The sequence below is a fragment of the Shimazuella sp. NTD247 genome, assembly GCF_059510415.1.
Map to the genome: position 1 here is coordinate 494,465 of NZ_JCAJZU010000002.1, position 21,382 is coordinate 515,846.

Here is a 21,382-nt window from a genome sequence, read left to right on the forward strand (position 1 = left end):
TTTTCCCGCGGTTCCACCCTACTTGATCAGGCAGCCTGATCCACTTTATTCATCATCATGCTCCAGATTGCCCATTTCACTAACCTTGTCCTATCAGGCTCACACTCCCCCTGACTCGCTAAAAGGTAAATATTAGTTACTTTTTTCTGTCATCGCATCTCAAATTTTTTTCAGATTACCAAATTGAATCATTCATGTCAACTTGCGATTTTTACCGCCAAAAAACAATTAACCTAATTAAGACATATCGGGAAATTGTTTTTTGACACTCCACATGGCTGAAGCCATGGGATTCTTGGGACGGTAGCCTTCTGACTACTTCATTACCAAGCTAACTCCGCGAGCCCCACGGTTGAACAGAGTTTTTGTTGCTACGTCATAGCAAAGACTTACTGCTTGGTTTTCGCATTTCAGTCTAGCCATTTTTCGGTACGCATAGCATTTTACGTGCAAAACGATTGGTTTGCATAACCCTATATACTATCCACTTTTCAAAGAGCAACTGGCGATAGTTTAACAACAGAATGTATGTTTGTAAAGTGTTTTTTGAAAAATTTGTCAAATTCGCGAGAGGTAGAAACCTCCCTCGTCTACAAAGTGAGACTTGCCACTTTAGTGGATTGGCGAAACTTGTGTTCCCGTTGTAGTGATGCTGCTAACATCCCATGATTCAAACCGTGGGTTTTCACACTCGCAAGACTATAATCATCTCCAAAATTCTAATGAATGGTTATTTTACTGATAGTTTGTTTATTCTGTCCACTGTCTCACCTAACATTAATTTAACAAGTAAACATCCAAAATGCTTTATAGCTTAATCATTACCAAGGAAAGAAGGCTGAAAAAGTACATTACCAGCTTCCACCATTAATTGTTGTCATTATTTTTCGCTGCTAATGCCTCTGCTGGAACTTTGAACGGTTTTTGGAAATTGCCTGTGGAGAATCTTGATATTCAAATGAAAAACAATTAAATGACGATCAAGGTTAAAAATGGACAAACTGTTTGTCATTATCGAAGAATAAAAAATACACGCAGAATATAACAAAAATATCCGATCATCTAAAAAAGGGATCGGATATTTTTGCGAATCTTATAATATCTTAATGGACGAGATAACATCATTCCAAGTGCCCTTACCAAGCTTGTACTTAGTAAGATTAGACAATTTTTCCCCGGGTTTTAACTTCCAGCTGCGTCCACCGAATTTGATATCTTGATAAAAAATGATTCCATTGCCATCACCAGAAACCTTGATAGAAGAGGTCACATCATTCCAATTCTTTTTACCATATTTTAAATGTTTACTTTTATTATTTACAAGAGTTCTATCATTTGAACAAAATGTTATAGATGCGCCTTGAAAATGAATGTCTTCATATAGTGTAACGCAAGATTTTTCTGGTGGTTTTGGTTTTGGTTTTGGTTTTGGTTTTGGTTTCGGTTTCGGTTTCGGTTTTGGTTTTTGTATTGGCTTTGGTTCTGGTTCTGGTTTTGGTTTCGGTTTCGGTTTTGGTTTCGGTTTCGGTTTTTGTATTGGCTTTGGCTTTGGCTTTGGCTTTGGTTTTGGTATTGGTATTGGTTTTGATGTTGGCTTTGATTTTGGTTTAGAGGTTGGGTGCTTTGGTTTTGTTTTTGGTACAATACTAGTTGCATGTCCTCCAAAACTTATTGGTTTTACTGCTGGTGTTGATGCTTGTTTAGAAGAAATTGCTTGAGAAGAATCTGATGTTGATTCTGCTTTTGCTGAGTTTTGATTATTTGGGTCTGGTGTCGAAGTGTGATTACTATTGGTTGATGGTTGCTCTGTATCTTTGTAAGATATAGGACCTGCGTCCAATTCCTTCTCCATACTTTGCGATGGAAGAGTATCCATCATCTTCTTTTTTACTTCTCGAGAAATAACAGAACTTTCTACTAAGGTCGTTTGTAATTGCGGCTTAACTGTAGAAGATTGGGCATAAGTCTCAGCATATTGGTAAATAATAATGCCACCTATTGTACAGATGAGACTAAGTGTGGTTAACTTCAACCATTTGACTAATTTATCATTTGGTGATTTATTCATCGAATTCTTCTTTTTCTCCATAGCTTCCCTCCTTCATGCACATACTATTACTATAGTACTATATATTCCCATTTATGTAGACAATAAATTAAGAAAATTAAGTCTCATTACTGTGCAAATATCCCATTTGTTATTTGAATGAGAGTATAACATTGATAAAACTTCCGCTTCCATATTTTTCTTGTCATTCCTCTGTCGAAAGCAAATAGAGTTGTTACCTTAAGCTGACGACTACTGCTACCTTCGTCCACGCTATAGAATAAGGCCGGGCGAATCTTAAAGAGACTCAAGGAAATATCTTGAATCTCTAAATGTTATTTTGTCTTATTTTTGCATCGTTTACCAAACATTTACAAAGTACTCATCAAGCGTACATCAAAAATCCATTACAGCTTGATCATCGGAAATCAGTAAATGTATCTCTGCTATCTTTCCCCATTAATTATTATCATTATCTTTCGCTGCTAGTGCCTCTGCTGGAATTTTGAACGGTTTTTGGAAATTGCCAGTCCGCTTCATCGTTTGCACGTAGTCTATTTTCGCTGGTGTACTACCAGACAGTGTAAGCTCTAGTTGATAGTGCAAGACGACTTCTTTAAAATTCAACGTTTTCTTATCCACAATGATGGATGTATCTGCATTTTTGATCGTAACTTTTTGCCTGTTAAAATCCATCATTGTCGCTTTCCCATCTGCGATTGTCTGCCTCAATGCTTTTGGATAATAAGGGAATAGCATGTTTTGTTTTTGTTTATTCGCAAAAAATTGAGGAAGAGCCGCGTAAAATTCAGGCTTAGCTATAATTTTATAAGTATCGCCTGTTTGCGTAAAAGTAATATTATTCGTTGATTTAGTGTTTATAATCGCATCTAAATACTCTTTGTCTAAATTAGGAAGTATTAAATCTGTATGTTCATTTTTGGATAACAGCCATTTGTTGTTATTGCCATTATCATAACTAGGGGTGATATATTTGTGATAACTTAGCATTTCATTGACCTGCCATTGATCCGCTGAGTCTTCTGGTTCAGAAGCAGTTGGCTGTTTATTGATTGCTGAACCGCTCTTACTAGAAGAAGCTGCATGAATTTGATCTTTCCCATAGTGTTCTTCTGTTCCTTCCATCGTTTTAATCACTTGATAGCTGCAGCTTTTTAGCGGGTAACTATGATTTTGTATAATTGACCAAGTAATTGATTGATGTTCTTGATTATTTTTCCAATTATCCACAGCTTTTTGTAATATAAACTTTGATGTATTTGATTGACTATTCGATTTGTTCGAATTGGTTTGTTTTGATTGCGATTGACTACAACCCATTGCTAATATGACAATCATTAAAACTGAGAATAGTAGAATGGTAATTTTTTTCATCTGATATCTCCTATAATGATCATGATGACCCATTCTACATGAAAAATCATACTTACGTAAATGGAACAACTTTCCGATTGCATACAAAAAGGAGCAAACTTTAGTTGCTCCATGTTGTTCGTAAAGAGTGTAAAATTGCTCGCGATTTCAATTTTAAATCCAATTGAGCATCGAGATAATATTGTAATATTGTCTCCATATCACGTTTGGTTTCCTGTTTGATTTTTACATTCCCAAGTTGATCAGCAGTTATATCATTTAGTATGCGTAAATAATGAGCTGTTGCAGGGGTGATACTTATATCCCTTGGTGTCATACATTTTGCACAGACAATGCCGCCTTGTCTGAGCGAGAAGGCTGCTATATCTCCCGTTTTCCATTCATTACCGCATTTCGCGCATTTAGAAAAGATTGGTTTATAACCTGCTTCTGTTAAAACAGCCAGTTCTAACAATCGAGTCAAAATTTCAGGATCTTTTCCATCATTTAATTGACCTAACAATACACCCAGTTGTTGATATAAGGTAACCGCAGGTTCTTTTTCCACAATTACTCGATCAACCAATTCTAACCAGTAAGCACCATATGCTGTTGACAATAAATCCGAACGAATCTCTTGATGATTGTATACAATATCAGCCTGAGAAAGGGAAGGCATACTTGATGGACTATGCTGATAACAAACAAAGTCAGCAAGTGTAAAAGGTTCGGTAACAGCACCAAATCTACTTCTAGGTTTTTTCGAACCCCTAACTATCATACTTACTTTGCCACGTTCACGAGAAAAGAGGAAAAGCAATTGGTCACTTTCCCCGTAAGATTTATTGCGCAGCACAATTCCTTGCAATCGTATGATCATTGCTGTCCTTTCTACTTAACCTCTTCCTTTTGCTCCGGATCATCTGATGTTTCATCATCTTCCTTTTGTCCCATCAGTGTTTCCATATCTTTATATAAAAGATAGGCATCAATGCTACCCGTCACCTGAAAACAGCTCCATGAAAAATTTCGCAACGAGTCTCTTCCTTTCTAAAGAGGGTATCAAAGTTAGGATGACCGAGGAGCAGCATTTCTATGAGAAGAAGCTAATGTAAGTTTTTGGTTATTTTTTACTCCTCATCACGATATCCATATTCCCTCAGATATTGGTATTCATTGCGCCAATCTTTGCGCACTTTTACCCATAAATCCAAAAATATGCGATATCCAAATAAACGTTCCATTTCTTCGCGGGCGAGTTTGCCGACTTTTTTTAACATTGCACCTTGTTTTCCAATTAATATCCCTTTTTGTGACTTTCTTTCTGCTACAATTGCTGCTCTCATATACAATGTTTCTTGATTTTCACGCAGTTTCGTTTCTTCCACTACTACTGCAACCGAATGCGGAATTTCTTCATGTGTTAATTCTAATACTTTCTCCCGAATAATCTCACCCATGATAAATTTTTCTGGATGGTCAGTAACTTGATCTTCTGGATAATACATTGGGCCTTCTGGTAATTTTTCCATGATAAGTTCCAAAAGTCTGCCTGTGTTATTGCCTTGTAAAGCCGAGATCGGAACAATTTCTGCAAAATCGTGCAGACTTCTATATTTATCAATAAAAGGTAATAATTCGTCTGGATGAACCAGATCTATTTTATTCACAACTAAAAATACTGGTGTAGAGACACCCTTTAGTCGTTCAATAATAAATTTATCACCAGCGCCTAATCCTTCTTCTGCATCTACTAAAAACAAAATTAAATCCACTTCCGAAAATGCATTTTGCGCTGTTTTTACTAGATATTCTCCAAGTTTTGATTTTGGTTTATGAATACCTGGTGTATCCAAAAAAATAACCTGTCCTAATTCATCCGTATAAATACCACGAATTTGATTTCTTGTCGTTTGTGGTTTGTCCGACATAATAGCTATTTTTTGACCTATTGCTTCATTCATTAGTGTTGATTTTCCAACGTTCGGGCGACCAATAAGCGCGACAAAACCCGAACGAAATTTATTCGACATGTAAATCCTCCTTCAGGAAAACAAAGAAGGGGCTTTTTGTCCCCTTATTAAATGGTAATCACTGCATCTTCATACAGAGTGATAAGAAGCTCCTACAGCAGCTGTAATCCAAGAACAGCAATTACAATCCCTAAAAATGCCCCCATACTTAGCGATCGATAATTTGTATTTTCTTTCATTCTCGACTGAATCGCAATAAAAGTTAAAAACAAAACCAATATACTAATCGGTAATTGCCAAATTACTAATATGAGCAGTGTAGCAACACAAAACGTTAAAGCCATAATCAGGCTTGGTTCCCATTCTTTCCAATATCTTGTTATCCATGCTTTTAGCAATAAAGTAGCAAAGAAAGTAAATAAAACGATGGCAGTAAGACCGATGGTTGGTGGGTAAAGAGAATGCATTGCTATACTTGAATGAATAAACCGCAAATACGGAAAGAAAACACTCGTCCCTACTAAAAAAGCGAGCCCTGCTGTCAGTAAAACAGCTCCAGCAGCCACATCTTTTGCGATCTTTGCCAGTGGATGAAACTCTTTTGTCACCATGTCTACAACTGCTTCAATAGAAGTATTAATAAGTTCTGCAAATAAAACCAATGTAATCGATACAAACAATAACAGTATTTCTACTTTGGATAAAGGCAGACATAAACTCAATAACAAAACAACCAACGCAGTAATGAAATGGATGCGCATGTTGCGTTGGGTGATGACCGCATACTTCAAGCCTTCTATGGCGTAACGAAAGCTTTTAAGCACTTTGGTCACCCACATAGTCATTCCTCCTTATCTCGTAATTCCAAGGTGAGATAATACATTTTCTTGAAGAGCAAACATTTCTTTTTCTTGTTCCACTGTCTCATGATCATAACCGAGTAGATGCAGAAAACCATGAACCACTAGAAAACTAATTTCCCGCGATAACGAATGTTTATATTCCATCGCTTGTTCGATCGCACGTGGAACAGCAAGTATAATATCTCCTAACTGAATCGATTCTTCCCAATCTTCCTGCACCCACTCCGCACGATTTTCAAAAAGAGGAAAAGACAAAACATCTGTCACTTCATCTTTTTGTCGATGCTCTTTATTGATCTCCTGTATTCTTTGATTATCTACTAAAGTCAAAGAAACAGAAACATCTGGTAAATCTTCAAGTTCTGCTACTTTTTCAAGTACCATTGGCAATCGATCTATCGTCGCGCGTTCTTCTTCTGTTAATGGAATATCAACTTCTAACTCAAGTTCTACCATTTATTTTGCCCCTTTTAATTGTATATCTTCTGGATATTCGATTCTCGAATGGAAGATCCCTTGGAGAGTTGCTGCCATTGCTTTTGCAATTAGATTGCACTCTTTAAACGTAAGATCGCATTCATGAAACTGTCCATCTTCTAATCGATCACGTATGATCTTCCCAATCATATTTTCGATCCGAGCTGGTGTTGGCTTGGCGATGGAACGGACTGCCGCTTCGACACAATCAGCAATTCCAACGATAGCTGCTTCCTTGAATTGCGCTTTTGGTCCAGGGTATCGATAATCTTCTTCGATCACTTGTGTGCCATTGCTTTGTTCTAATGCACGATAGTAAAAGAATTTCAAAAGGGTTGTACCATGATGTTGCGCCGCAATGTCTTGGATTGCCTTGGGTATACGATAAGCTTTCAACATCTCCACTCCATCGCGAGGATGAGATAAAATAATCGTTTTACTTAAATTTGGTGATATTTTATCATGTGGATTGTCTCGATGAATTTGGTTTTCAATAAAAAATTGAGGGCGCTTCAGCTTCCCAACATCATGATAATAAGCACCAACCCGTGCTAGGAATCCATCAGCCCCGATGGATTCAGCAGCTGCTTCAGCTAGATTTCCTACAATAATCGAATGATGATACGTACCTGGAGCTTTGTAAAGCAAATCTTTTAACAGAGGATGATTTGGATTACTGAGTTCCAATAAACGTAATGGTGATAAAATGCCAAACAGAGTTTCAAAATATGGTAAGAATCCAATGGTCAATACTGCTGAAAATATACCACTGATGAAACCAAAAAGTAATGACTGGAGTAACTGTGCAATATCTCTTTCCGCAGGAGTTAATGTAAATAATGCAAGAATTGCCACCGTACTTACAAGAGAAGTCAAAATACCAGCTTTTAATACTGCGCTTCTTCTTTTCACACCATCCAATGCAAATGTGCTCACTACCCCAGCAATCATTGCAACAAGTCCAAATCGAAAATCAAATAAAAATTGGCTGTCTCCTTTAAAAAACATACTTGAAGCAATAGTAAAAAGAAAACTAGCTGATATGGATAATTTGGAATTTAACAATAGTGTTATTAACATCGTTCCCAATGAGACTGGAGCAATAAAACCAACCGTACTCCATTCTAGATTTTGTCCCAAGGTAACAATCTTCATGCCAATCAATGTTAGTAATATCACAGAAATCAAAAGCAACAGTTGGCTGTTATCTGCGTGTACAAAAGAATGAAAGCGCTGCACATAGAAACGAAAAATGCCTAAAATAAGTACCACCAATAAGAGTAAACCGAGATAAGGAATGAGATTCGTTTGTTCTTGAATGATCCCAATCTCTTTTAATTTACGATATTGATCAGGTGTTACTTCTTCTCCATAAGTGACAAGTACTTGACCCTCTTTAATAGGTATGGACTCAACGGAATCTCGAGCCGCTTCCTTTAATGACTCCGTTTTTTTCGGATCATATAATTCATTTGCAATGAGAAAATACCTTGTTAACTCCCTTGCTAAATAACGCGAATTGCTTGATAGAGAAGAAGTAACAAGCAGCCGGTCTACACCATCTTTTTTACTCGTTAATTCTTGTGATTTTATCCCCTCCTGCAACAAATCCGATACAATATCCCTCGTTGTCAATCGCAAATCGGTTATTTCAGCTACAGGTGTGCGCACTAATTTGTAATAAAATTCTTCTGGCAAATCTTTCGTAATGGCATCTTTTAAGCTTTTTATTTTCTCCGGTTCTGTCAATGTCTTATCAGCAAGGATTCTTCGAGCATCGGCAAATACCAAATCAATTTTTTCAATTTGGTTATTGGTCAGTTCTTCGTTTTTTGTAAACTGTGGTTCAACTGAGCCAGCCGCTCTATCCTTGGCCAATTTTGTAGCAGTTTCATCTATCTTGGTAATTGGTGAAATGATCGTTTCTTTACTCGCTTTCCCAACTTCGATATCTACAAATTGCGGGAGAGCATGTGGTAATAATAACAAATAGAACGCGATCCCAAAGATCGCGTAAATAAGCATTTGAATGGAAAAACTCGTTTTCCATTGTAATTTTAGAAAGGAATCTAGTTGACTTTTTCCCATTTCTAGCTGGCTCCTTGTTCGTCTTCCTCCGCATAAGCTTCAATAATTTGCTGCACGAGTGTATGGCGAACGACATCAGCTTGTTTTAGATAAACAAAACGAATATCTGTGATATTTCCTAAAATTCGTTCTGCCACTCGTAAACCTGAATTTTTTCCCCTTGGTAGATCCACCTGAGTAACATCACCGGTGATTACCATTTTCGATCCAAATCCAAGTCGAGTTAAAAACATTTTCATTTGCTCTGGTGTCGTATTTTGTGCTTCATCCAAAATTACAAACGCATCTTCCAAGGTACGACCCCGCATATATGCTAGAGGAGCGACTTCTATTAATCCTCGTTCCATCATCTTTGTAACTTGTTCCATACCTAACATAAAGTACAAGCTATCATACAATGGCCGTAAGTAAGGATCAACTTTTTCTTGCAAATCGCCGGGCAAAAAGCCTAAGTTTTCCCCTGCCTCTACTGCAGGTCTAGTCAAAACGATTCGTTTTACTCGATTTGTTTTTAATGCCATAACAGCTAAAACGACTGCTAAAAAAGTTTTCCCTGTACCTGCTGGTCCAATTCCAAATACGATATCTTTCTTTTGAATTGCTGTCACATAATGACGCTGACCTAATGTTTTCACACGAACTTTTTGACCTTTTTGGGTGATACCTACTTCTTCCTGATACAATTCCAATAATTCATCTGCTTTATCTGCTTCCGATAAGCGTTTCGCATAGACAACATCTCTTTCGTTCAACTCCAAACCTTGACGAATCAAGGTGAGTAATACACGAAATAGTTCCTGTGTACGATCTACTTGATCAGCTGGTCCAGAAATCGAGATTTCCCCGCCTCTAGACACTATTTTCACATCTGTATCCGCCTCGATTACTTTTAAAAAAGCATCATGCGGACCGAATAATTTTATTGCTTCATCTGAAGTTTGAAAATCAATATGAACCCGTTTATTATTGCTTTGCAAATGTTTCAATCCCCTTGTAGAATAGGCTTTTCTTGAGCAATATTTTCCACTACATCAAAATGTATCTTCAAATAAACTTTACCATTGTCTACCCTTTGGTGCAAAACTTTTTCCGCTAAAATTCTGCCATCGTCCCCTATGGTATTCATCATTTCCAATCTCGCCCTTTTTTTACCTACTGTGATTGCATCCATTTCACTACGGGAATACGATTGCTGTTTCACTGCCCAATAATCATCGCGAACTAATCCAATTGGAAACTGGTATCTGCCAATATTTAAAGCCGACACTCTCCGCATCAATTCGTAACGGGTATATGGTTTTGGTTTTTGAAAAGGGTTAGTCAAAACAATGGAACCAATAAAAGGCCAACTATATCGAGTTTTTTCGCCAGTATATTCATTTTGTGTGTATGACAAAGGGACAATCACTTCCGACTCATACCATACTTCCCCAAGTACGATCCCTTGTGCTCCGACGACAGGGCCGTTGCTGGATGCAGAGGGATCACCATAAACACCTGATACAAGCAGTTGACCTTTTTTCACGGCATCATGTACTTTCACTACAGGATTTCCATGAAAAACGCGTAAATCCATAATGAAAGCGTTTTTCTTGGAGATTAAATGGACTGGCTTTCTTGCTAACTTTTTTTCTCCTATCGAATCAACTCGTTTTTTCTCGGCAACTGTTACGATAACCCTCGTCCCTTCTAAACGCACACCAATCCAAGAGGCATTAGGGATTCGTTTCAACAATTTACGCTGTAAAAAATCTGTATTTGGCAGACTCACTTTTAACTGCCCAGGGTAAATTCCTTCCTTCTGCAAAATAGATAAAATATGCTTATCAGGAATCTGTTCGTTTCCTTCCACATCTACTTGCCATATAAACGAAGAAAAGAAAAATAAAAGAAAAAGAAAAATTGCAAAACCTGCTACAAAAAATTTGCGTTTTTTTATTTTTTTCAACCAAAAAAAAGGACCACTTCTCTTGATAATTCTCCCTTTCACATGATGACGTTTCATCAATTGCCAAGTTTTCATCATATCCGATAACAATACAATAATCTGTACTTTTTCTTGATTTACCCATTTAACATTATGCAAAACAATACTAGCTTGTACGATTTCATTTAGTAAAGAGGCAATATGATCGCCTTTGCACTCTATGGTTACGGTTCCACCTCGCATATGATTTCTCCCCTTAATCCTTGTTTTTCATATGTATGGCAGTGATCTTTCCTTTTAGCAATATTCGATCGGGATAGATCGCTTCCATTACAAGGGAATTCCCTTCAACAGTTAGAAAGCCTGTAGCTGTTTGCAATGTGAGCAGATCCGGATTAAACTGTTGCACACCTTGAAAATTTTCTATTTGTAAATGCTGTCCGATCCATTCTATGCGAGGGAGAGAACCGATTACTTCCGCAGGAAAATCAAACCAATTCGAGGCAAGTTGTGAAAATCGTTTCATTGTTTTCCTCCCTCCATCTCCTTGTTAATGCTATGCAATGCAAAAACGAATTAGAAGAAAATCATAAAACAAAAAAAGCGACTCCTCCATTAGAGCCGCTCGTTACTGTCCATTTATTTGGTTTGCTGTTGTTGTGCTTGAGCTACAAGACGTTTTGTTATTTCTCCGCCAACTGAACCGTTAGCACGAGAAGTTGTATTTTTACCTAGCGTTACACCAAATTCACTTGCGATCTCTTCTTTAAACTGATTGAGCACAGCTCCAGCACCAGGAACCAATAATTTATTTGAACTTCTTGCCATGAAACCCACCTCCTTCTTTTCTTTAGTATGTGAAGGAGACATGTGCTTTACTTTGCTTACATCTTTCCAATGATGGAAAAATTGGCCGTTTAAATTAATGCCGTCTGCGATGACGAAGAAATTTTCGCAGCAATACGAAACCGACAATAACAATAATGATGAATAGGATTACGAGAATGATTCCTCCAATAAAAACACCTTTAATAATAGAACCAAAAAATGAACCGATTTTACCAAAAAATCCTTTCTTTTTTGGTTTGGAGTAAGAATAGGAGGAATAGGAATGAGATTTATACGAAGGAGAGTAATAGCTTGAATGGGAACTTCCAGAATGATAACTGGAGTGAGAGCGTATTTTTGCATAGCTCACATCTGCATGTGAAGTTACGAACCCTAATGCCAGTACCATAGTAGCAACAAAAATCGATAAAAAACGTTTCAACGTAATACCTCCATTTTATTATCACTTTAATTCAATTCATTCTATAAAGAAAACTCGCCAAATGGCAAGTCTTCATCCTCAATTTATTCTTTTTAATTCACGGCTCTTCTCAAGAATGAGGGGTAACTCCATTTTGCTATAAGTAATCCACAAAAACCGATTGCAAGTAAGACAGCAAAGGTAGGCCATATTTCCGTGAAACCAGCTCCATGTGTCATCACTTCTTGTAAACCATGCTGTGCCCAATATTGTGGAGTGATTTTACCAATCACTTGAACATAAGAAGGTAACATATCAAATGGGAACCATAAACCGCCCAACATGGAACCACCTAATGTAAAAAATTGCGTTATTCCTTTGGATGCTTGATCTGATTCAATGAGCATAGACACAGCAATCCCAATCCCTGCACCACAAATACTCAAAGAAATTACGATGAACAATATCAATAAAAAGTTTCCAAACGCTAATCCATAAACAAAGTGACCAAATAATAAAAGGAGTAAACACTGCAGCATAACCATCAGTACATTTGGCAACCACATACCAATTAAATACTGCCAAGAATGTATGGAAGTACTTTGCAAACGAGATACCATCCCAGAATCACGCTCTGTAGTGAAACGTGTTACCATTGTCATAATGATGAAAAAAGAAAACATGATCATATAGCCTGGAACTACTTGAGTTATTCCATTGATCTTGCTTGATGTCTCATTAATGGTTGTAATTTGAATCGGATTTTTCATTGCTAATTGTACATCTTTCGCGGAAACACCTCTGTTTAACATTTGTGTTTTGATATTCTGCTCACGGTATTGATCACTTAAATTTCGAAGAACTGCATCTACAGCAGAGGCTGCTTGGTTTGTATTTCCATCCCGATAAAGCTGGATTTGTGATGTGCCTTTTGCAAAATTTTTCTCAAATCCGTTTGGAATTACAATTACAGAAGAAATACTGCCTTTTTTCAGCATATTTATCTGATTATCAAATTGGGATGCAGATTCTTTTTGTACAGCAATAGCATCAACCTTATCCAGCTGCTGAATGAACAACTGAGAAAATTTTGATTGATCTTTATCGATGAGATGTACATTGACACTAGAGTCAGCAGATGAAAACATAAAATTCATGATCACAATAAACGCAATTGGCATGGCAAGTAACCAAAAGAAATTAGCTTTTCGTTTGAAAAATATTTTTAATTCTTTTTTTAGTATTACTGACATTTTCATTTTTCCTCCTTAAACATCTCTTAAACTTACGCCTGTTAATGTAAGGAATACATCTTCTAATGACGGCCTGAATATTTCGAGTTTTTTAATAATTAGATTTTGTTGGATCGCATTGCTTGTGAGATACTGCATCGTAGACAATAGTTCATCCGTCTCGATTTTCCACCCATTTCCATGTTTTATGGTGGTCACAGGTATAGGTAAACGCGGCATCTCCACCAACTGAGGAGACTCAATGTATATGGATGGTTTTGTATGTTTTGCTAATAATTCATCCAGTTCCCCTGTTGCAATTACATTTCCATTGTCAACGATTGCGATCTCGTCACACAATGCTTCTACTTCTTCCATGTAATGGGTGGAATAAATGATAGTCATCCCTTGGGAATGAAGCTCACGTATCAGTTCAAAAATTAGGTTGCGAGATTGTGGATCAATCCCTACAGTAGGTTCATCCAATATTAATAGATTTGGTTGATGCAAGAGTGCTACTGCAATGTTGATTCTCCTTTTCATCCCGCCGGAATACGTTTTTACATCATCTTTTCCACGATCAGATAATCCTGTTTTCGCTAATACATCATCAATCCGCTCCTGTAACTGTTTTCCAGTCACACCTGCTAGTTCACCAAAAAATTGAAGATTATCAATAGCAGACAGATCTTCGTAAAGGGTAATGGACTGTGGGACATATCCGATCTTTTGTTGAATTTCTTTTGTATTCTTGGTAACATCCAGTCCCATTACTGTGATTTGCCCATTATCCGGTTTAATAATTCCAGCAACTAATTTCATCATCGTTGATTTACCTGCTCCATTTGGACCTAATAAACCAAAACAGGAACCTTCTTTTACATGCAAATCCAAATTATCTACTGCCACTCTTTTTCCATATGTTTTTTTTACCTTTTGAAACGAAAGCATCGTGTTACCTCCCTAGAAGACTTATTAAATGAGTTTCTTTTCTAAAAGATAAGCGGAAATCAAGATAAATCCATAAGTCACCAACCAACATGGAACCCAGGCAATTAATGCTGCTATTGGAAATGGGAAATATTGCTGCTGCAAAATATGAACAAACGTTTCAGAATAAGTAGAAACTAAAAATCCCCAAAGTGCCCAAAACCCAATCCAAAATATACTCATGAGAAAACGAAATTCGGTCAATTCCAAAGTTCCAATAAATATGCCTATTGCTATGATTAATGGCCCAACCACGACCATAATAAAAGCAATAATCAATCCTATATGCAAAAATGCGGAAAGATCTTGCAAATGAAGGTGAGAATCAAGCATCCACGCATAGAAAAAAGCAATGACACCCAAGATAAAAATAGCAACAAAAGTTAATAACGAACGCCAACAACTTGTTACAAATTTAGCGAAAACCAAAGTCTGTCTGCTCAATGGAAGGGATAACCACCAGCCAATTGTATTGCCCCGATGCTCCCTCTTCATAGCACCTCTTGCAACAAAAAGGGCTACAAACGGCAACCCATATAAAATATTCCAGAGCATAATAGGTTGGAATTTTCCTGCCAATGATACTTTTGTCAAAAAAATGAGACCAATGATGATAAAGATTCCGATGTAAATATATTTCATTGTTTCTCGTTGGCTGCTGCTACTTTCTTTTCCTGACGATCTAATTTTCATTTCATGTCTGACCAATTTCCAAAACAAATTCTATCCCTCCTATTTGTATAAATTTCGATAAATGTCTTGCAGCGAACCTTGTTTCTGTCTTAATTCCTCTACATCCCCACTTAAGACAACATTTCCCTCATAAAAAAAAGCAACATAGTCAAATAATCCTTCCGTTTCTGCGATTTCATGTGTGCTTATAAGGATTGTCTGCTCACGGTCACTTGATAAATCTATAATTGTCTCCATAATTTTCTCTTTTGCGATCATATCAATTCCCGCAAATGGTTCATCTAACACTACTAACGGTACTTCTCTAGCCATGCACAAAATCAACATTAACTGCGCTTCTTGTCCGCGAGACATATTTTTTGTGAGTTTGTTTTGATCCAGCTTCATCCGCTCTGCTAGTTCATATGCTTTTTCCACTTGAAATCCAGGCAAAAAGTTTTTTCCATATTCGATTGTTTTTTCTACGCTATAATCACGGTACCATCGAGCTCGATCAGGCAGGTATGCAATTTGTGTGTTTGTTTTCCAACCCGGTTTCTCTCCAAATACTTGAAGGTTTCCTTCGTAGTTTTGTAATTGTCCAACCAATATACGGAAAAAAGTAGATTTTCCTGCTCCATTTGGTCCTAACACGCCAACAATCCGATTTTTAGGAATCTCCAAATCAATTTGTTGAAGGGCATGATTGTTATCGAATTTTTTACTTACACCATCACACTGAATTGCATTCATGCCTCTGCTCCTTTCTGCTGTTCAATCCAACGTATCATGTCTTTTTCTTTAAATCCTAAACTTTTCATTTTGGTCACAAAATCTAAACAGTATTGTTGGGCTAACTCCTCTTTAAAAGTTGCAATACTTTCATCTGATGTTGTGATGAACGTTCCTTGTCCTCTTCTTTTCTCTGTCAATCCATCTCTCTCCAATTCTTGGTAAGCTCGCATTACCGTGTTTGGATTCACTTTCAAACTCATTGCCAATTCACGAACAGAAGGAATTTTTTCACCCAATCCAATATCTCCCCTAGCTACAGAACTTCTTATTTGATCTAAGATTTGTTCGTATAAGGGTTGGCTTAAATCAAGTTGAAATACAAAAGAGCCAACCTTTTTTTCATTCATATATGCAGCTCCTCCCTTTCAGGAGTTTTATTCTTATAAGTGTATTATAACAACTAATACACTTAATGCAAGTATTATTTTCAAAAAAAAAACCCAAATTTTGTTGATACTCAAATCCACTTTTCCATAAATATTAATTCATCTTTCTTAAATCCTTGTTTTTCATAAAATCCTTCAACCTTCTGATTACTCCATTCAATCAAAAGGTTTATTTTTTCACATTCTATTTTCTTAAAACGAGTTTCTAGTTCCTCAATTATCCGTTGGCCAATATTCTTCCCTTGGTATTCAGGGTCAACGGCTAAGTGGTTTATCCAACCTCTTCTTCCATCATAACTCCCCATAACAACCCCTATAATTTGGGCATCCTTCTCTAATACAAAAAACAACTCTGAGTCTCTTTTTAATTTTTACTTCATTCCTTCGTATGTATCATAACGAGATAAAATTAACCCAGCTCTTTGCCATAAATCAATCACTGAGTCAAAATCATTTAAAGAAAATGTACGAAAATTCATATGTTTTCCCCTTTGTCTGCGGTATTGAACCTTTGAATTTCCTGAGTAAGAGAACGACGAAGTTCGTTTTATTCAAATATCAATATAATCGTTTCACATAACCAAAAACAAAAAGCAAGTGAGCTAAGCTGCTCACCTACTTGATTTCCTTCACTAAATTCTCTAGAATTTGTACTGTTCCTTTTCCTCCATCAACGATGACAGTATCTCCCGTTTTTAAGCGTGATGTAGCATTTCCACATCCAACAACAGCAGGAATCCCCAGTTCCCTTGCTACAATTGCAGCATGTGATAAAGGAGCTCCCACATCTGTAATAATCGCTGATGCTTTTGGAAATAAAGGAGTCCAACCAATATTTGTAGAAGTAGTAACTAAAATTTCGTCTGTTCTCAGCTGATTCCCTTGATCTGGATTCTGTAATACCCTAACTTTCCCTTTAACAACACCTGATGCACCTGCAAAACCTTTTAATATCTCACTATCGATTTCGTTTAATGAGATAGACGGATCATAAATATCAGTCCTGCGATTATCATCTTTCATCCATGTAAACGGATCAAATCTTCCTCTAATAACGGATGGAAAAGGGGGCAAGGTTTTGTATTTTTGAAATGTTTCTTTTCGCTTTTCTATGTTCTTTTGTGATGAAATATCCCCCTCTAATAATGCTAATACTTCCTTCAAATATAAGAAAAACACATCGTCTTGAAGACCTGTTAACTCACCTGCACGTAACAAGAATGTTCGGATTATCCGGTGGCTACGGACAAATTCGGAACGAACGAACTCTCTCAATCGCGCTCCTTCACTGGCTAAACAAAGCTGTTCTTTTAACCATAGTTTTTTTAGTGGATACATCAGTCCGAAACGTTGTAATGCTTCTTGATATTTCTCCTCTTGCTTTTGCAGTAGCTGTATTACATTTGCATTGGTATTTTTAAATTCCAAAATTTGATTCGCTAACCATTGCGGATCTTCTGATGAATCTGCAATAGAAAGCTCAAATTCATATGGACTACGATGTCCGTGCTGCAATCTATATTCCTCTTCTGTTAATTCACCAGCTAAAACTTTTGTAATTCCCAAAACAGGACCAAGACTTGCTAATTCTTTTTCTCCTCTTAGATTGGAAAGAAGCAAGTTTGCATCCTCTTCTCCAACCATCTTTGTCAATTTTTTCTTTAATCTCATTGCCAATACTGCTTTCGTGCCACCTGCCAATAATGTCCACCATGCATTGCGATGATAAGGAAATATTTCATTCTCCCACAAAGCTTTTAATTCTTGATTGGTACTGCATTGTTTTATTTTTAATGCTGTTTGTTGGCACCATTCTGGTGTATTCTTCACTTGTTTGGGAATGCTTTTGGAAATCGTTTTTACTTCTTGTAAATAATGTTTTACTTTTGGGAGCATCATTGTCAATAGCTGCCAACGGGTAAAAGGGTAAATAGGCATAGTAATCTCTTTTGGAATGTTGCCAAAAACATCACCAATCAAAGAAATCATTTTTTCTGGCTTTAATCCAAATGCCGCAAAAACAGATAACCGTCTGCTTATATTGGTGTAAATTCTCCCGCATATATTGCCTGACATTAAGTAATAACCTGGAACTACTCGAATTTCTTCATCCAAATACTGCAAAATAGACCAGGTAAAAGGGGTTACTACATCAGAAACCGCTTCCCCCACATTTGCATTTGTCCAAAGATAATCACCAGACAAAGAATAATTTATTTCATAAGTATCTAGATTCCCTACAGATAATGTAGTAATCGGTCTCGCCTGTAAAAGATAGACTTTTCCTTTGGAGATTGCCCATTCCATATCTTGAGGAAGCTCATATTCACTCTCCAATTGTTTAGCGAGTCGATACAATGTATGAGCATGTTTTTTCAGTTCTTTTGGACCTTTGTATTTGCCATTTGTCCGCATCAACTGAAAAGAATGTGCATCACTTTCTCCTGATACCAATTGCTCTCCTAAACCATGAACATAATTTCCTATCATTTCTATATAACTGCCTGTGATTGGATTAGCAGTAAAAAGGACGCCTGATATATCTGATGACACCATTACTTGGACGACAACTGCTATTTTATGCTGATTGTTTATACCTTTTATCTTGCTGTAAGCTTGAACTCTTTCTGTATGAATCGACTGCAATACTGTTTGAATTGCTGCTCTTATTTCTGCATCCGTTTCGCAATTTAATACCGTCTCAAACTCTCCTGCAAAGGACGCTTGTTCCGAATCTTCACTCAAAGCAGATGAACGTACAGCAAATTTAACGGGAGGATTCTTCTTGCGAATATTTTTCACTTGTGAAAAGATTTGCTGCCAAATAACCTCATCCAATTGCTCCTTATCACTTATAGCAGTGGATAAAATCACAAACCCTTCTGGTACTGGATACCCTTTTTGAAACATTCGCGCTAACATTTTTCCTTTTCCACCTGCAAATACTTCCTCTGCACCTGATAGATCTTTAAAATGTTTCACATGATTTTCCATCAAATACAACTCCTGTTTCTTCTAGCTGTAAAAAAGCTTTCGCAATACTTCTAGATAAGCATCTAATTCGTTTAACGTTGTGCCATTTTGCAATTCTTTTATTCTTTTATGTTTATCTCTTGTCTGTACTTGATTCGCTAACCCTTCCATTGTCCAGATCACGATTTGTTTTGCTCTTTGCACATCAATATCATTTCGAAAAAGAGATACATCAATTTGCGAAAACATTTTTTGGTAACTCTCTTTCAAGATAGTTTGGTTTCTTTCATCTAAAAGCACCTTGATCTCAGGAAATTCTTCCAGATTTGCTTTCATTAAAAAATCAAAGATGAGTGGGTATTTATTCATTAGCTGAAATTTAATCAATAACATTTGCCGAATCCGCAGCAATATATCTGTTTCCTCATAATTTATTGCTCCAAAAAAGTCATTCAATATAATATCTACACTGTAATCGTATAAATAGAGATATAATCCTTGTTTGTTCGTAAAATAGTGAAACAATAATCCTTTGGAGATATTTGCTGTGGTGACAATTTGATTGGTAGATGCAGTCTTATAATCTTTTTGCGTAAATTCTTTCATTGCTGCATTTATGATTAGTTGTTGTTTTTGATTATCCAGTGCTAAAAATTTAGCTGTCATCATTTTCACTCTTCCTCGATCAATTGACCAACATGGTCAATTTCAGTATATGCTTTTTTGACCACATTGGTCAACAAAAAAAATAACCCTCTATCTAATTTTCATTTCAATTTTTTTACTTTCTACAACACAAAATAAAAAAGCTGCCCATAATCACCTTTGGTGAAAGAGGAACAGCTTTTAATAAAAACTATCTTGGATACTTTCTTCGATAAGGCTTAATCGCTTTTGGTGCATCCAAAACTTCTTTTAATAAATAAGCCTTTTGCAAAGAAGTCAGCTTTTTCTGTTTGGATACCGGCAAAGAAAGCAATACATCTAATTCGGACATATCATCATTTGATTCTCGTATCAATGGCTTTTTGGAAGAGAATAAGTCCTGCTTATTTTTCATCATCTCTTCTTTTGAATCAAACATATCTTTCTTGTCTGTATCACTTTGTTGTTTTTGTTTCTTTTTTCTCTGTTTTTTTTGATCCCTATCGGCTTGTTGTTGTGGTTTTCCATTATTGGTACAACAAATGCGACCAATTCCCCATAAGAACAGAAAAGCGATGCCAAAAGGGATGAGTGTTTTGATTAGTTCTAAGATGGCTTCCATATCATCCCTCCCATTCCTTTCCCATAAAAATCAAACTTAAATGGGACTGTGATAAGGGACTACTCTTTGTCATCTTCGCCTGTATCCCCTATGGTACGACGCATTTTGGTATCAGCATCAATGTTTTGAAGTTGGTAGTAATCCATTGCCCCTAGTTTTCCTGAACGCAATGCTTCTGCTAAGGCCAGTGGTACTTCCGCTTCGGATTCAACTACTTTCGCACGCATTTCTTCTACTCTAGCACGCATCTCTTGTTCTTGTGCCACAGCCATTGCACGACGTTCTTCTGCTTTTGCTTGGGCAATTCGTTTATCTGCTTCTGCTTGGTCTGTTTGCAATTTTGCACCGATGTTTTTCCCGATATCAATATCAGCGATATCAATCGATAAAATTTCGAAAGCGGTTCCAGCATCGAGACCTTTGGAAAGAACAGTATTCGAGATACTATCTGGATTTTCTAGGACTGCTTTATGGCTTGCGGAAGAACCAATGGTGGTGACAATCCCTTCACCAACACGAGCGATGATGGTTTCTTCACCCGCACCACCAACAAGGCGCTCAATATTTGCTCGTACTGTCACGCGAGCAATAACTTTTAATTCAATTCCATCTTTTGCAACTGCGGAAACAACAGGTGTTTCAATAACACGTGGATTTACACTCATTTGAACTGCTTGCAAAACATCGCGACCAGCTAGATCAATTGCTGCAGCACGTTCAAAAATCAGATCAATATCTGCACGATGTGCAGCAATGAGTGCATCAACTACACGGTCAACATTCCCACCAGCTAGAAAGTGTGTTTCTAGTTGTTGAATATTAACGCCTAAACCCGCTTTATGTGCTTTAATCAAAGGATTCACAATGCGTGCTGGTACAATACGACGAAGACGCATTCCAATCAATGTCGTTAAACCAACATATACACCCGAAGCCATTGCACTAATCCATAGCATAATTGGTACAAAAGAAAATAAAATAGACAAGACAATAATCGCTAAAACAATAATAACAATAGGGCCTAATAAGCTAGTATCCATGAAATTCTCCTTACATGATGTGATATAGA

General features: G+C 36.9%; 23 protein-coding genes and 1 other annotated feature (1 of these 24 only partly in view). All 23 genes read right to left on the reverse strand.

What is annotated here, in order from left to right; translation table 11 throughout:
- Positions 1-162: a binding site (T-box leader), on the reverse strand; it reaches 16 nt to the left of the window's first position.
- 931 nt (positions 163-1,093) lie between these two features.
- Positions 1,094-2,089, reverse strand: a complete 996-nt coding sequence (locus AC5WOC_RS07065) for a beta/gamma crystallin family protein (RefSeq protein WP_496054690.1) — start codon at positions 2,087-2,089, stop codon at positions 1,094-1,096.
- A gap of 417 nt (positions 2,090-2,506) precedes the next feature.
- Positions 2,507-3,442, reverse strand: a complete 936-nt coding sequence (locus AC5WOC_RS07070) for a hypothetical protein (protein WP_496054691.1) — start codon at positions 3,440-3,442, stop codon at positions 2,507-2,509.
- A 100-nt stretch (positions 3,443-3,542) separates the two neighbouring features.
- A complete protein-coding gene (gene recO, locus AC5WOC_RS07075; RefSeq protein ID WP_496054692.1) occupies positions 3,543-4,301 on the reverse strand; it encodes a DNA repair protein RecO in 759 nt (252 codons plus the stop codon).
- Positions 4,302-4,312: 11 nt separating this feature from the next.
- Positions 4,313-4,456 (reverse strand): YqzL family protein, encoded by a 144-nt coding sequence (locus AC5WOC_RS07080; protein WP_496054693.1) that lies wholly within the window; start codon positions 4,454-4,456, stop codon positions 4,313-4,315.
- Between the two features lie 95 nt (positions 4,457-4,551).
- A complete protein-coding gene (gene era / locus AC5WOC_RS07085; RefSeq protein ID WP_496054694.1) occupies positions 4,552-5,454 on the reverse strand; it encodes a GTPase Era in 903 nt (300 codons plus the stop codon).
- A gap of 92 nt (positions 5,455-5,546) precedes the next feature.
- The gene (locus AC5WOC_RS07090) at positions 5,547-6,233 is read right to left on the reverse strand and encodes a diacylglycerol kinase (protein WP_496054695.1); all 687 of its coding nucleotides are present in this window, start codon (positions 6,231-6,233) and stop codon (positions 5,547-5,549) included.
- Between the two features lie 12 nt (positions 6,234-6,245).
- Entirely contained in the window at positions 6,246-6,713 is a 468-nt protein-coding gene (ybeY, locus tag AC5WOC_RS07095; RefSeq protein ID WP_496054696.1) for an rRNA maturation RNase YbeY, read from the reverse strand.
- Positions 6,714-8,822 carry an HD family phosphohydrolase gene (locus AC5WOC_RS07100; RefSeq protein WP_496054697.1) on the reverse strand — a complete coding sequence of 703 codons (2,109 nt, stop codon included), beginning with the start codon at positions 8,820-8,822 and terminating at the stop codon, positions 6,714-6,716. It lies immediately after the preceding gene.
- Positions 8,823-8,824: 2 nt separating this feature from the next.
- The gene (locus AC5WOC_RS07105; RefSeq protein WP_496054698.1) at positions 8,825-9,799 is read right to left on the reverse strand and encodes a PhoH family protein; all 975 of its coding nucleotides are present in this window, start codon (positions 9,797-9,799) and stop codon (positions 8,825-8,827) included.
- 5 nt (positions 9,800-9,804) lie between these two features.
- Positions 9,805-10,992 (reverse strand): sporulation protein YqfD, encoded by a 1,188-nt coding sequence (yqfD, locus tag AC5WOC_RS07110; protein WP_496054699.1) that lies wholly within the window; start codon positions 10,990-10,992, stop codon positions 9,805-9,807.
- 13 nt (positions 10,993-11,005) lie between these two features.
- Positions 11,006-11,275 (reverse strand): YabP/YqfC family sporulation protein, encoded by a 270-nt coding sequence (locus AC5WOC_RS07115; RefSeq protein ID WP_496054700.1) that lies wholly within the window; start codon positions 11,273-11,275, stop codon positions 11,006-11,008.
- Between the two features lie 113 nt (positions 11,276-11,388).
- Entirely contained in the window at positions 11,389-11,577 is a 189-nt protein-coding gene (locus tag AC5WOC_RS07120; protein ID WP_496054701.1) for an alpha/beta-type small acid-soluble spore protein, read from the reverse strand.
- A 94-nt stretch (positions 11,578-11,671) separates the two neighbouring features.
- Positions 11,672-12,019 (reverse strand): hypothetical protein, encoded by a 348-nt coding sequence (locus AC5WOC_RS07125; RefSeq protein WP_496054702.1) that lies wholly within the window; start codon positions 12,017-12,019, stop codon positions 11,672-11,674.
- A 92-nt stretch (positions 12,020-12,111) separates the two neighbouring features.
- Positions 12,112-13,251, reverse strand: coding sequence for an ABC transporter permease (locus AC5WOC_RS07130; RefSeq protein ID WP_496054703.1), 1,140 nt, complete (start codon positions 13,249-13,251; stop codon positions 12,112-12,114).
- A gap of 15 nt (positions 13,252-13,266) precedes the next feature.
- Complete coding sequence (locus AC5WOC_RS07135) at positions 13,267-14,181, reverse strand: ABC transporter ATP-binding protein (protein WP_496054704.1); 915 nt, start codon at positions 14,179-14,181, stop codon at positions 13,267-13,269.
- 24 nt (positions 14,182-14,205) lie between these two features.
- On the reverse strand, positions 14,206-14,940 hold the full coding sequence (locus AC5WOC_RS07140; protein ID WP_496054705.1) for an ABC transporter permease: 735 nt from the start codon (positions 14,938-14,940) through the stop codon (positions 14,206-14,208).
- Between the two features lie 12 nt (positions 14,941-14,952).
- Positions 14,953-15,645, reverse strand: coding sequence for an ABC transporter ATP-binding protein (locus AC5WOC_RS07145; RefSeq protein ID WP_496054706.1), 693 nt, complete (start codon positions 15,643-15,645; stop codon positions 14,953-14,955).
- The gene (locus tag AC5WOC_RS07150) at positions 15,642-16,034 is read right to left on the reverse strand and encodes a GntR family transcriptional regulator (RefSeq protein WP_496054707.1); all 393 of its coding nucleotides are present in this window, start codon (positions 16,032-16,034) and stop codon (positions 15,642-15,644) included. Before AC5WOC_RS07150 ends, AC5WOC_RS07145 begins: the two co-directional genes overlap by 4 nt.
- A 110-nt stretch (positions 16,035-16,144) precedes the next feature.
- Complete coding sequence (locus AC5WOC_RS07155; protein WP_496054708.1) at positions 16,145-16,423, reverse strand: GNAT family N-acetyltransferase; 279 nt, start codon at positions 16,421-16,423, stop codon at positions 16,145-16,147.
- A 265-nt stretch (positions 16,424-16,688) separates the two neighbouring features.
- Entirely contained in the window at positions 16,689-19,067 is a 2,379-nt protein-coding gene (locus AC5WOC_RS07160; protein WP_496054709.1) for a PEP/pyruvate-binding domain-containing protein, read from the reverse strand.
- A 21-nt stretch (positions 19,068-19,088) separates the two neighbouring features.
- Positions 19,089-19,715, reverse strand: a complete 627-nt coding sequence (locus AC5WOC_RS07165; protein ID WP_496054710.1) for a TetR/AcrR family transcriptional regulator — start codon at positions 19,713-19,715, stop codon at positions 19,089-19,091.
- Between the two features lie 187 nt (positions 19,716-19,902).
- Positions 19,903-20,313 carry a hypothetical protein gene (locus tag AC5WOC_RS07170; protein ID WP_496054711.1) on the reverse strand — a complete coding sequence of 137 codons (411 nt, stop codon included), beginning with the start codon at positions 20,311-20,313 and terminating at the stop codon, positions 19,903-19,905.
- Positions 20,314-20,372: 59 nt separating this feature from the next.
- A complete protein-coding gene (gene floA, locus AC5WOC_RS07175; RefSeq protein ID WP_496054712.1) occupies positions 20,373-21,353 on the reverse strand; it encodes a flotillin-like protein FloA in 981 nt (326 codons plus the stop codon).
- Between the last annotated feature and the right edge of the window lie 29 nt (positions 21,354-21,382).